9 protein-coding genes are annotated in these 12067 nt (G+C 67.7%); 6 read left to right on the top strand and 3 right to left on the bottom strand.

Going from position 1 to position 12067, the window contains the following annotated elements:
• Window positions 1-316: 316 nt before the first annotated feature.
• Window positions 317-2461, bottom strand: coding sequence for a phosphocholine-specific phospholipase C (locus BX604_RS01660; RefSeq protein WP_098549285.1), 2145 nt, complete (start codon window positions 2459-2461; stop codon window positions 317-319).
• Between the two features lie 272 nt (window positions 2462-2733).
• Complete coding sequence (gene pdxY, locus BX604_RS01655; protein WP_098549284.1) at window positions 2734-3594, bottom strand: pyridoxal kinase PdxY; 861 nt, start codon at window positions 3592-3594, stop codon at window positions 2734-2736.
• Between the two features lie 173 nt (window positions 3595-3767).
• Here pdxY and BX604_RS01650 point away from each other — a divergent pair, with 173 nt between their 5' ends.
• On the top strand, window positions 3768-4829 hold the full coding sequence (locus BX604_RS01650) for an alpha/beta fold hydrolase (protein ID WP_098549283.1): 1062 nt from the start codon (window positions 3768-3770) through the stop codon (window positions 4827-4829).
• A 37-nt stretch (window positions 4830-4866) separates the two neighbouring features.
• Here the strand turns inward: BX604_RS01650 and BX604_RS01645 are convergent, their stop codons facing one another.
• Window positions 4867-5865: an LLM class flavin-dependent oxidoreductase gene (locus tag BX604_RS01645; RefSeq protein WP_098549282.1), complete on the bottom strand. Its 999-nt coding sequence runs from the start codon at window positions 5863-5865 to the stop codon at window positions 4867-4869.
• Window positions 5866-6495: 630 nt separating this feature from the next.
• On the opposite strand from BX604_RS01645, the gene hpnI reads away from it, so the two are divergent.
• From hpnI to BX604_RS01620, 5 genes are all read left to right on the top strand, one after another.
• Entirely contained in the window at window positions 6496-7671 is a 1176-nt protein-coding gene (hpnI, locus tag BX604_RS01640) for a bacteriohopanetetrol glucosamine biosynthesis glycosyltransferase HpnI (RefSeq protein WP_098549281.1), read from the top strand.
• 197 nt (window positions 7672-7868) lie between these two features.
• Window positions 7869-9290, top strand: a complete 1422-nt coding sequence (hpnJ, locus tag BX604_RS01635) for a hopanoid biosynthesis associated radical SAM protein HpnJ (protein ID WP_098549280.1) — start codon at window positions 7869-7871, stop codon at window positions 9288-9290.
• A gap of 3 nt (window positions 9291-9293) precedes the next feature.
• Window positions 9294-10178 carry a hopanoid biosynthesis-associated protein HpnK gene (hpnK, locus tag BX604_RS01630; RefSeq protein ID WP_098549279.1) on the top strand — a complete coding sequence of 295 codons (885 nt, stop codon included), beginning with the start codon at window positions 9294-9296 and terminating at the stop codon, window positions 10176-10178.
• The gene (locus tag BX604_RS01625; protein ID WP_098549278.1) at window positions 10175-11215 is read left to right on the top strand and encodes a lysylphosphatidylglycerol synthase domain-containing protein; all 1041 of its coding nucleotides are present in this window, start codon (window positions 10175-10177) and stop codon (window positions 11213-11215) included. Before hpnK ends, BX604_RS01625 begins: the two co-directional genes overlap by 4 nt.
• 87 nt (window positions 11216-11302) lie before the next feature.
• A complete protein-coding gene (locus tag BX604_RS01620; protein WP_098549277.1) occupies window positions 11303-11860 on the top strand; it encodes a hypothetical protein in 558 nt (185 codons plus the stop codon).
• The last annotated feature ends 207 nt before the right edge of the window (window positions 11861-12067 follow it).

Here is a 12067-nt window from a genome sequence, read left to right as displayed (position 1 = left end):
CACGCATCCGGCGGGCCGGGCGCGTGCGACGGGCGGGCGGTTCGACCGCTTCTCTGAATCGGGCGGGGAGACCGGCATGATGGATTCCCGGAAGAATCTCCCGTCAGGCCCCGTGAGGAGCCCCGATCGCCTCGATATATAGGTCGCCGATATGCGCGGGTCTTGGCAATTTGCCGCGCATTCGCTGCGGATTTGCGCATAGCTTCCGCGCGTGCGGGGGCGGCCGGTATCGGGAGTTTCCCGTCACGAACGGACGGGAGGGGCGTGCGGGCGGGCGGCGCGGCCCGCCGAGGGCCGCGCCGCATCCGCGCCGTCGTCAGTCGGACAGGGCGTCCGACGTGGCTTCGAGGTCGTCGTGCGACGCGTTCGTGCGGATCAGCGGGTCGCTCATGCTCGGGCGGCCGGTCTCGACGTGGCCCGCGAAGCGGCGCACGAAGCCGAGCAGCCGGCCGTCGCTGACCGTCAGGTCGTACCAGCCGTGGCTGCCGCGCAGATCCCAGTAGTCGTCGATCTGCGCACCCGGCGCGAGGTCGAACGTGCGCGCGCCGCCGTGGCCGTACGCGTTCGTCACCTTGAGCCGGACGGCCTTGTGGCCGCGGTTCATCAGGCGCAGCGTGACGTTGCCGTTCGCCACGTCGTAGCCGTAGATCACCTCCGGATTCACGCTCGCGCTGCCGACGCCGGTCGCGAACGGGCCGCGGAAGTGGCAGTAGAAGCCGTTCGGGCCGTATACGTCGAGGTCGTACAGGCCGAGCGACGCCGCGGCACTCCACGTGTCGGCGATCCGCTTGCCGGCTTCGACCGTGTACGTCCACGGGCCGTCGAGGCGGTTGCGCGACTGCACCTGGAACGACGCGCCCGCGCGGCCCGTGTTCGCGAAGGTCAGCCGGAACTGGCCGTTCGCGGCTTCGACGCGACCGTGCACGAACAGCTCGTACGGCAGCGCGCGCGCCGGCCGCAGCCCGGCCTCCTGTTTCGGCAGCTTCTGCAGCACCGGCGGCACCGGGATGTAGTCGGGGTGGCGTGCGCGGTCGGGCGGCGCATAGCCGGCCGTGTCGGGCAGTGTCGGCCAGGCGGCGTCGGACGTCGCGAAGTCGAAGGCCGCCGTCAGGTCGCCGCACACCGCACGGCGCCACGGCGACACGTTCGCGGCCGTGACCGGATACTGCGCACCGAAACGCGCTTCGATGAATTGCAGCAGCGACGTGTGATCGAAGGTCTGCGAGCAGACCCAGCCGCCCTTGGTCCACGGCGACACGACGAGCATCGGTACGCGCGGCCCGAGCCCGTACGGGCCGGCCATGTGCGTTGCGTCGCCGGCGAACACCTCGTTGGTGGTCGCGACCGTCGACAGCCCGTTGTCGCGCGATTGCGGCGCGAACGGCGGCGGCACGTGGTCGAAGAAACCGTCGTTCTCGTCGTAGGTGATGAAGAGCGCGGTCTTGCTCCACACGTCCGGGTTCGACACGAGCACCTGCAGCACCTGCTCGATGTACCACGCGCCGTAGTTCGCCGGCCAGTTCGGGTGCTCGGAGTACGCTTCCGGCGCGCAGATCCACGACACCTGCGGCAGCGTGCCGTTCTTCACGTCCTGCTGCAGCACGTCGAACAGCGTGCCGCCAGTGCTGATGTTGGTGCCGGTGCGCGCCTTGTCGTACAGCGGCGTGCCGGGCAGCGCGTTGCGGTACTGGTTGAAGTACAGCAGCGAGTTGTCGCCGTAGTTGCCGATGTACGGGTTCTGCGTCCAGCCCCACGAGCCATTCGCGTCGAGCCCGGTGCCGACGTCCTGGTAGATCTTCCACGACACGCCGGCCTGCTCGAGCACTTCCGGATAGGTCGTCCAGCCGTAGCCCTTTTCCTCGTTGCCGAGCACCGGGCCGCCGCCCGTGCCGTCGTTGCCGACGTAGCCGGTCCACATGTAGTAGCGGTTCGGATCGGTCGAGCTCGGGATCGCGCAGTGATACGCGTCGCAGATCGTGAACGCGTCGGCGAGCTGGTAGTGGAACGGGATGTCGTCGCGCTTCAGGTATGCCATCGTCGTGGTGCCCTTGTTCGGCACCCACTGGTCGTAGCGGCCCTTGTTCCAGGCGGCGTGCATGTCCTGCCAGCCGTGCGGCAGGTCCTGCAGGAACTGCAGGCCGAGCTTGTCCGCGCCCGGATGGAACGGCAGGAGTTCGGCCGGGCCGACCGGCTGATGGAACACCGACTTGCCGGTCGCGAGACGCAGCGGGCGCGGGTCGCCGAAGCCGCGGACACCGCGCATCGTGCCGAAGTAATGGTCGAACGAGCGATTCTCCTGCATCAGGATCACGATGTGTTCGATGTCGCGGATCGTGCCGGTACGGCGGTTCGCGGGAATGGCGAGCGCATCGCGGATCACGGGCGGGAACAGGTTCAGCGCGGCAGCGCCGGCGGTGCCGGCGGCGACGCGCAGGAAGTCACGACGGTTCGATCGGGTCATGGTCGTTATCGTGCGGTAAAGGAGGGAGCCGATTGGCGGGACATGCGAAGAATGTGAGCGCGTCCGGGGCGCAGGATGCGGCTGCGCCGGTCGTGCCGCCGCGAGCATAGCGAGGATTCGGTGTCATTCATGTGAAGTCCGGAAACGTTTGCATGCGCGGTCCGGACGATGCTCGGCCGGCGTTGCGCCGACGGGCGTGCTTGAGAAGGGGAGAGGGTGAAGAGGCGGGGCGGCGCGCGCCGCACGCCGGTGAAACGGGTGAAGCAGGCGTGTCAGGCGTCGGTCACCCACGCGCCGAACCACTCGCTCGGGCGCGCGATTTCGTCCTGCGCGGCGACGAGTTCAAGCTCGTAGCGGCGCGCGTCGTAGGTCGCCTTCACGACCGCATGCACGGCCGCCAGCGTGTGCTCGAAGGCGGCGCGCACCGAGTCGCCGCGCAGCCGGCGCGCGACGAAGATCGCGCTGGTGAGGTCGCCGACGCCGACCGGATGCCGCGGAAACGCATACAGCGGACGCTGGCCGATCCACGCTTCGGTTTCGGTGACGGCGAGCATGTTGAAGCGGTCGGCCGGACTGTTGCGGTCGTGCAGGTGCTTGACGAGGATGATCTTCGGGCCGCGGCGGATCAGTGCGCGGCACGCGTCGACGGCTTCCGCGACGGTTTCGATGCGCCGCCCGGCGAGCTTTTGCAGCTCGGTGTGATTCGGCGACATGCCGTCGGCGAGCGCCGGCATTTCCTGGACGATGAACTCCTCGACGCCGGGCTCGGGCCGGATGCCGCCCGTCTGGCCCATCGCCGGATCGCAGAAGTACCACGCATTCGGGTTCATCGCCTTCACGGCGCGCACGATTTCGACCGTTGCGCGCGCCTGCGCTGGCGAGCCGACGAAGCCGGACAGTACCGCGTCGCAGCGCTTGAGCGCGCCGATCGCGGCGACGCCGTCGACGAGCTGTTCCATCTTCGCGGCGTCGATCGCGCTGCCGGCCCAGTGGCCATACTGCATGTGATTCGATAGCTGGACGGTATTGAGCGGCCAGACGTTGACGCCGAGGCGCTGCATCGGGAACACGGCCGCGCTGTTGCCGGCGTGTCCGTAGATGACGTGCGACTGAATGCTGAGGACGTTTTTCATGGGTATTCGCCTGCACGCGTTTCAGGGTCACGTCACACGATACCCGAGTTCATCGCGCGCGCGGAAGTCGCGCGGCCATCGAGTGTTGCGCGCCGTCGTCAGCCGACCGCGTAGAATCGCGGGGCGCGGCGCCGTCCGGCTGCCCGCGTGCATTTCCCCTTACCTTGATCGCCATGCTTTCGATTGACAAGATGTTGTCCCTGGTGCGCGCTGCCGTGTTCGGCGCGGGCGTTGCCGCCGCATGCGCGACTGCCGTCGCAGCCACCGTTCCGGCGAGCGTCGGCAACGACGGGCCGGTGTACGGCCCGCGCCTGGAAGGCTTCACGTATCCGGAGCCGGTGCACCGCTACGCGTTCGTGTCGCAGCGCGAAACCCTCGAGATGATGTACATGGACGTGCAGCCGGCCCACCCGAACGGCCGCACCGTCGTGCTGCTGCACGGGAAGAACTTCTGCGCGGCGACCTGGGAGGACACGATCGGCGTGCTGAGCCGCGCCGGCTATCGCGTGATCGCGCCGGACCAGATCGGCTTCTGCAAGTCGTCGAAGCCCGATCGCTACCAGTACAGTTTCCAGCAGCTCGCGCACAACACGCATGCGTTGCTCGAGTCGATCGGCGTGAAATCGGCGACGATCGTCGGCCATTCGACGGGCGGGATGCTCGCGATGCGCTATGCGCTGATGTATCCGAAGGCGACCGACCAGCTCGTGCTGGTGAACCCGATCGGCCTGGAAGACTGGAAGGCGCTCGGCGTGCCGCCGCTGTCGGTCGACCACTGGTATGCGCGCGAACAGAAGACGACGGCGGACGGCATCCGTCGCTACGAGCAGTCGACCTATTACGCGGGCAAGTGGTCGCCGTCGTACGAGCGCTGGGTGCAGATGCTCGCCGGCATGTATCGCGGCCCGGGCCGCGACGCGGTCGCGTGGAATTCCGCGCTGATCTACGACATGATCCTCACGCAGCCGGTGGTCTACGAACTCGGCGCGATCCGCGTGCCGACGCTGCTGCTGATCGGCGACAAGGACACGACCGCGATCGGCAAGGACGTTGCGCCGCCCGACGTGCACGCGAAGCTCGGCCACTACCCGGAACTCGCGAAGCGCACGCAGGCGGCGATCCCCGGCGCGCAGCTCGTCGAATTCCCTGCGCTCGGACACGCGCCGCAGATCCAGGATCCGGACGCGTTCCACAAGGCGCTGCTCGACGGGCTGGAGGCCGTGCACCCGCTGTGATGCAGCGGCGGGCGCGCCGACCCGCGCGCCCGACCGCTCAGCGGGTTTCGTTCGCGAGTTCGTCGCGAATCTGCGCGGCCAGCTCGAACGAGCGCACGCGCGCGGCGTGATCGAAGATCTGCGCGGTGATGATCAGCTCGTCCGCGCCCGTCTGCGCGATCCGGTCGCGCAGCTTGTCGCGCACCGTGTCGCGCGAGCCGACGGCCGCGAACGACAGCGCATGCGCGACGTTCGCGAGTTCGAATTCGCTCGCCTCGAGCACGTCGACAGGCGGCGGCAGCTTGCCGGGCGTCCCGCGGCGCAGGTTGATGAACTGCTGCTGCAGCGACGTGAACAGGCGCCGCGCCTCGTCGTCGGTGTTGGCTGCGAACACGTTGACCCCGACCATCGCATGCGGCTTCGGCCACGCGGCCGACGGCCGGTATTGTGCGCGATAGAGTTCGAGCGCGCGCAGCAGGTAGTCGGGCGCGAAGTGCGACGCGAACGCGAACGGCAGCCCCAGCATCGCGGCAAGCTGCGCGCTGAAGAGGCTCGAGCCCAGCAGCCACACGGGCACGTCGAGCCCCGCGCCGGGCACCGCGCGCACGCGCTGGCCGGACACCGGCTCGGCAAAGTAACGCTGCAGCTCGGCGACGTCGTCCGGAAACGAGTCGGCGCTGCCGATCAGGTCGCGGCGCAGCGCGCGCGACGTCGTCTGGTCGGTGCCGGGCGCGCGGCCGAGGCCGAGGTCGATGCGCCCCGGATACAGCGATGCGAGCGTACCGAACTGCTCGGCGATCACGAGCGGCGCGTGGTTCGGCAGCATGATCCCGCCCGAGCCGACGCGGATCGTCTTGGTGGCGCCGGCGACGTGGCCGATCACGACCGCGGTCGCCGCGCTGGCGATGCCGGGCATGTTGTGATGCTCGGCCAGCCAGTAGCGTTGATAGCCAAGGCGCTCCGCGTGCTGCGCGAGATCGACGGTGTTGCGGAAAGCCAGTGCGGCATCGGCGCCGTCGGGAATGGGGGCAAGATCGAGTACGGAAAACGGAGTCATCGGGTGGCCTTCGAAAGGGAGGGGCGCGGTGATGCGCGAGCGCAACAGATGGCGACGATTTTGCCAAAGGGTTCCGGAACGCGCTGGCGACGCACAGATACCCATGCGCCTTTCAGGGGTGCAAGGCGGATTGATGGGATCGTTGCAAAAATCGAACTAATCTCCAAATAATTACCAATCTTTACGGCGATTGGACATGTCTTCGCATCGACGTACAAATTTGCACGAATCGTTTGATTTCCAAGGCTGCAATACGCCTGCAAAGCGCTTACGCTAATGTGAACGTGGTCGCGCCGGAGGGTCCGATCGGTCGCGCAGCTTTGCCGGAATTGCATCAGTCCGTTTCACGCGGTGCCCAAGCGCGGGGGGGCGCGGGCTGCTAAAATCCGGCGCCTGTCCATGTTGTGCCGACGCTGCCATTCGAGTCTTCCCGTATCCCGTCCGCGCGTTGCGCGACGCGAAGCCGGGCATGGCCGCTTTCGGGGAATGGGCGTGCCACCCCCAATACATTGACGCTGCTGGAACAAGGAGTCGGGTCGTGCCCGCGTTCGTTGCTGTCGAAATACCCAATCACGTTCAATCCGGTTCGCTCGACCGCCATGGCGCCGGGGCCGGCGGGAGGCGTCGCGCATGACGCCAACCGCCACACTGCTCGACTGGCTGCTCGTCGTGTTCGCGCTGGCCGCGGCCGGCTACGCGCTCCTCGCGGCATTCGCGCCGGGGCCGCGCACGCCGCGCACCGCCGCGCGCGACGGTTTCGAGCCGGTCAGTGTGCTCAAGCCGCTGTGCGGCGCGGAGCCGCACCTGTACGAGAACCTCGCCACATTCTGCGAGCAGCGCCATCCGCGTCATGAAGTGCTGTTCGGCGTCGCGTCGGCGGCCGATCCGGCCATCGCGGTCGTCGAGCGGTTGCGGGCGGACAATCCGGAATGCGACATCACGCTCGTGATCGACGCGCGCGTGCACGGCAAGAACCTGAAGGTGAGCAACCTGATCAATCTGGCCGAGCGCGCGAAGTACGACCGCATCGTGATCGCGGACAGCGACATCGCCGTGAAGCCGGACTACCTCGAACGCGTGACGGCGCCGCTCGCCGATGCGTCGGTCGGCGTCGTCACGTGCCTGTATCATGCGCGCAGCGTCGGCGGGTTCTGGACGCGCATCGGCGCGCAGTTCGTCGACGCGTGGTTCGCGCCGTCGGTACGGATCACGCACCTCGGCCGCTCCAGCCGCTTCGGTTTCGGCGCGACGCTTGCGCTCACGCGCGACACGCTCGAGCGGATCGGCGGCTTTCTCGCGCTGAAGGACGAGCTGGCCGACGATTTCTGGCTCGCCGAGCTGCCGCGCCGCCTCGGGCGGCGCACCGTGCTGTCGGAGGTCGACGTTGCAACCGACGTGATCGAGCCGTCGTTCGGGCCGCTCTGGCACCGCGAGACGCGCTGGCTGCGCACGATCCGTTCGCTGAACCCGGGCGGCTTCGCGTTCCTGTTCATCACGTTTACCGCGCCGTGGCTCGCGATCGGCGCGGCGCTCGCGCTGCGGCTCGACGGCACCTTCGCCGGCACGCTGGCGGGCGGGGCGGCCATCGCGGGCGCGTTCGGGCGGCTCGTGCTGCACGCCCGCGGCGAGGACGGCTGGCGCGCGTTCTGGCGCGACTTGCCGCTCATCGCGGTGCGCGACACGCTGCTCGCACTCGAATGGCTCGCGGCCGCGTTCGGCACGCACGTCGTGTGGCGCGGCGCGAGGATGACGGTGGTCGGCGGCGAGCGCGCCACGGCGGCCGTGGAAGGCGGCGACGGCCGCTGACGCGCGTCGGCGGCGCGAGACCTCAGGAAGCAGCGGCGAACCCGCTGCCGACCGAATCCGGCCCGAGGGCCGAGACGCGCCGCGCGGCCACGCCGCGCGACGCGACATGACAGAGAGGCGGGCGCCGGCAGGGCGACCCGCGGTTGATTGACTGAATCGTTGAAACGAATCGAACTATGCAGGCTACCGGAGCAATCATGAAAACGCTGTTCTTGCAGGCCCCTTCGTATGACGGCTTCGACGGCGGAGCCGGTTCGCGCTACCAGGCGAAGCGCGAAATCCGTTCCTTCTGGTACCCGACGTGGCTTGCTCAGCCGGCCGCGCTCGTGCCGGGCAGCCGTGTCGTCGACGCACCGGCCGACGGCCTGTCGGTCGAAGAGACGCTGAAGATCGCGAACGACTACGACCTCGTGATCATCCACACGAGCACGCCGTCGTTCCCGACCGACGCGATGTTCGCGCAGGACCTGAAGAAGATGAAGCCGTCGCTGCTGGTCGGCATGGTGGGCGCGAAGGTGATGGTCGATCCGCATAACTCGCTCACGGCGAGCGAGGCAATCGATTTCGTGTGCCGCGAGGAATTCGACTTCACGTGCAAGGAAATCGCCGAAGGCATGCCGTTCCCGCAGATCAAGGGCTTGAGCTGGCGCGCGAAGGACGGCTCGATCGAGCACAACGAAGCGCGTCCGATCCTCGAGAACATGGACGAACTGCCGTTCGTCGCGCCCGTCTACAAGCGCGACCTGAAGATCGACAACTACTTCATCGGCTACCTGAACTATCCGTACGTATCGGTCTACACGGGCCGCGGCTGCAAGTCGCGCTGCACGTTCTGCCTGTGGCCGCAGACGGTCAGCGGCCATCGCTACCGCACGCGCTCGGTCGAGAACGTGCTCGCGGAAGCGAAGTGGATCCGCGACAACATGCCGGAAGTGAAGGAACTGATGTTCGACGACGACACTTTCACCGACGACCTGCCGCGCGCCGAAGCCATCGCCATCGGCCTGGGCAAGCTCGGCATGACGTGGTCGTGCAACGCGAAGGCGAACGTGCCGTACAAGACGCTGAAGGTCATGAAGGAAAACGGCCTGCGCCTGCTGCTGGTCGGCTTCGAATCCGGCGACGACCAGATCCTCGTGAACATCAAGAAGGGCGTGCGCACCGATTTCGCGCGCCGCTTCAGCGCGGACTGCAAGAAGCTCGGCATCAAGATCCACGGCACCTTCATCCTCGGCCTGCCGGGCGAGACGCAGGAAACCATCAAGAAGACGATCGAGTACGCGAAGGAAATCAATCCGCACACGATCCAGGTGTCGCTCGCCGCGCCGTATCCGGGCACGACGCTGTACAAGCAGGCCGTCGAAAACGGCTGGATGGAAGAGAACAAGACCATCAACCTGGTGAGCAAGGAAGGCGTGCAGCTCGCGGCGATCGGCTATGCGCACCTGTCGCGCGACGAGATCTATCACCACCTCGAGCAGTTCTATCGCCAGTTCTACTTCCGTCCGTCGAAGATCTGGGAAATTGTCCGCGAGATGCTGATGAGCTGGGACATGATGAAGCGCCGTCTGCGCGAAGGTGTCGAGTTCTTCCGCTTCCTGCGCGCACACGAGGCCTGATTCGTGACGGCACAGCGGGCAGCGCGGGCGCTGATCTTCACCGCGGACGATTTCGGGCTGCATCCGCGCGTGAATGCGGCGGTCGAGCGCGCGCATCGCGACGGCGTGCTGAACGCCGCGAGCCTGATGGTCGGCGCGCCCGCCGCGCAGGATGCGATCGAACGCGCGCGGCGGCTGCCGTCGCTCGCGCTCGGCCTGCATCTGGTGCTCGCGGACGGGCCGGCCACGCTGCCCGCGCATGACATACCCGCGCTCGTCGGCCCCGACGGGCGGTTCGGCGATGCGATGGCGAAGGACGGCTGTCGCTTTTTCTTCCTGCCGCACGTGCGTGCGCAGCTGCGCCGCGAGATCCGCGCGCAGTTCGACGCGTTCGCGGCGAGCGGCCTGCCGCTCGACCACGTGAACGCGCACAAGCATTTCCACCTGCATCCGACCGTGCTGTCGATGATCATCGAGATCGGCCGCGACTACGGGCTGCGAGCGGTGCGCTTGCCGTATGAGACGAGCGCGCCCGCGCTGCTCAAGCCGTGGATCGCGCTGGTGCGCGCGCGGCTCGACCGCGCCGGGCTCGCGCACAACGACTACGTGGTCGGGATCGAACATACGGGCGCGATGGACGAGGGCGTGCTGCTCGACGCGCTCGCATCGCTGCCGCCCGGTGTCGGCGAGATCTACTGTCATCCGGCCGAGGCCGGCGACGGTCCGATCACGCCGACGATGGCCGGTTACCGTCCGGTCGACGAGCTGGACGCGCTGCTGTCGCCGCGCGTCGCGGCTGCGCTGAAGGCGGCCGGCGTCGCGACCGGCGGGTTTGCCGACGTGTTCGGCCAGGGGGCCGCGCAGCGCAGCGCGCGGACGTCGCGCGAACCGGGGGCGCAGCCGTCATGACCCGGTGGATCAAATGGCTCGGCTGGCCGATCGGTATCGGGATCCTGCTCGCGCTGGGCCTGCACGAGGGCATCGGCGACGTGTCGCAGATGCTCGAGCACGCGGGTTACGCGCTGCTCTGGCTCGTGCCGTTTCACGCGCTGCCGCTGCTGCTCGACGCGTACGCGTGGCATCAACTGCTCGATCGTCGCGCGTCGCTGTCGTTCCTGTGGTGGATCGCGACCGTGCGCGAGGCCGTGAACCGGCTGCTGCCCGTGGTCGGGATCGGCGGCGAGCTGGTCGGAATCCGGATGGCGCGCTGGCAGGTGCCGGACGCGAGCCGCGTGACCGCGTCGGTGATCGTCGAGGTGCTGGTGACGATCGTCGTCCAGTATGCGTTCGCCGCGCTCGGCCTCGTGCTGCTGCTGGCGACCACGCACGACATGGGCGGCGGCACGATCGGCCTCGCGCTGCTGCTCACGTTGCCGCTGCCGGTGCTCGGCGTCGTGCTGATGCGTCGCGGCGGCGTGTTCCATGCGATCGAGCGGTTCGCGGGGCGTCTGCTCGGCGATTCGCACCGGTTGCTGCAGGGCGTCGACGGCCGGCGGCTCGATGGCGACATCGACGCGCTGATGTCGTGCACGGGCCTGCTGTTCAGCGCCTTCTTCTGGCAACTGGCCGGCTACGTGCTCGGCTCGCTCGAAATCTACTGGGCGCTCGCGCTGCTCGGTCATCCGGTGTCGATCGGCGGCGCCATCGCGATCGAAGCGATGACGCAGGCTGTGCGGCATGCGGCGTTCATGGTGCCGGGCGGCCTCGGCGTGCAGGAAGCCACCGTCGTGCTGCTCGCGCAGATGTTCGGCGTCGATCGCGAGGCGGCGCTGTCGCTCGCGCTGGTCAAGCGCGGCCGCGAGGTGCTGTTCGGGTGCCTCGCGCTCGGTTCGTGGCAGTTGGCCGAACTCGTGCGCACGCGTCGCAGTATCGGGGCGCTGGCGGCGTCGCCGCGCACCCCGCAGGCGGCTCGCGAGGCCGAGGCTCAGACCGAAACGACGCATTGATCACGAGACGGGCCGCGCGCCCGTCTCGCGCTTTTGGCGTGGCGCGAGTATCCTTGCCGCGTGTTTTCTCGACGCGCATTTCCTCCGATGAATTTCCGTTTCCGGCTGCTTTCCGTGACGATGCTGGCTGCTGCGCTGGCGCTGACCGGTTGCGACGACAAGCAAGGCCATCTCGACGTGCAACGTATCAGGGATTTTTTCACCGCGATCAAGCCGGCGTCGCTGCTGCTCAAGGGGCTGAAGGTCGGCGTATCGACCGAAGAGGACGTGCGCGGCACGATGGGCAAGCCCGAGACCGAGCGCGTATTCACCGACGGCTCGAAGCGTCTCGAGTATCCGCGCGGCCCGATGGGCAACCAGACGTGGTTCGTCGATCTCGACGCGAGCGGGCGCTACACCGGCGCGACGCAGGTGCTGACCGCCGAGAATTTCGCGAAGGTGCGCCCCGGGATGAACGAAGACGAGGTGCGGCGCCTGCTCGGCAAGCCGGGCGACATCGCGCAGTACCCGCTGAAACCCGAGACGGTGTGGAGCTGGCGCTGGCTCGAGGACGGCGTCAACACCGACGCGTTCTTCAATGTCCACTTCGGCCCGGACGGACTTGTCTATACGACTTCGCGCTCCGACATCCTGAAGGGGCGGTAAATACCGCCTTCGGCGCTATATCGAAAAAGCGACCGGAAAATTGCAAAAAGCCCGCTTCTCTGCCTGTTATCGGACTGTCAGGGGGCGGCTTTTTTCCTTTTGAAACAGCGATGTAGGCCGTGCTTGCAAATGATGGGACAAGTTGCTGCGGCGCAGCAATGGCGCGCACGGTGATTTGAGGCAATCAATTTCGCTTGCGACTATCCG

The sequence above is a fragment of the Burkholderia sp. JKS000303 genome (assembly GCF_002563755.1).
GTDB lineage: Bacteria > Pseudomonadota > Gammaproteobacteria > Burkholderiales > Burkholderiaceae > Burkholderia > Burkholderia anthina_B.
The sequence above is the reverse complement of the archived record's forward strand: the minus strand, read 5'-3'. Positions and strand labels throughout refer to the sequence as shown.

Excerpts from the sequence above, each read along its gene's own strand:
- BX604_RS01660 (WP_098549285.1), bottom strand. The coding sequence starts at position 2,461 with ATGACCCGATCGAACCGTCGTGACTTCCTGCGCGTCGCCGCCGGCACC.
- pdxY (WP_098549284.1), bottom strand. The coding sequence starts at position 3,594 with ATGAAAAACGTCCTCAGCATTCAGTCGCACGTCATCTACGGACACGCC.
- BX604_RS01650 (WP_098549283.1), top strand. The coding sequence starts at position 3,768 with ATGCTTTCGATTGACAAGATGTTGTCCCTGGTGCGCGCTGCCGTGTTC.
- BX604_RS01645 (WP_098549282.1), bottom strand. The coding sequence starts at position 5,865 with ATGACTCCGTTTTCCGTACTCGATCTTGCCCCCATTCCCGACGGCGCC.
- hpnI (WP_098549281.1), top strand. The coding sequence starts at position 6,496 with ATGACGCCAACCGCCACACTGCTCGACTGGCTGCTCGTCGTGTTCGCG.
- hpnJ (WP_098549280.1), top strand. The coding sequence starts at position 7,869 with ATGAAAACGCTGTTCTTGCAGGCCCCTTCGTATGACGGCTTCGACGGC.
- BX604_RS01625 (WP_098549278.1), top strand. The coding sequence starts at position 10,175 with ATGACCCGGTGGATCAAATGGCTCGGCTGGCCGATCGGTATCGGGATC.
- BX604_RS01620 (WP_098549277.1), top strand. The coding sequence starts at position 11,303 with ATGAATTTCCGTTTCCGGCTGCTTTCCGTGACGATGCTGGCTGCTGCG.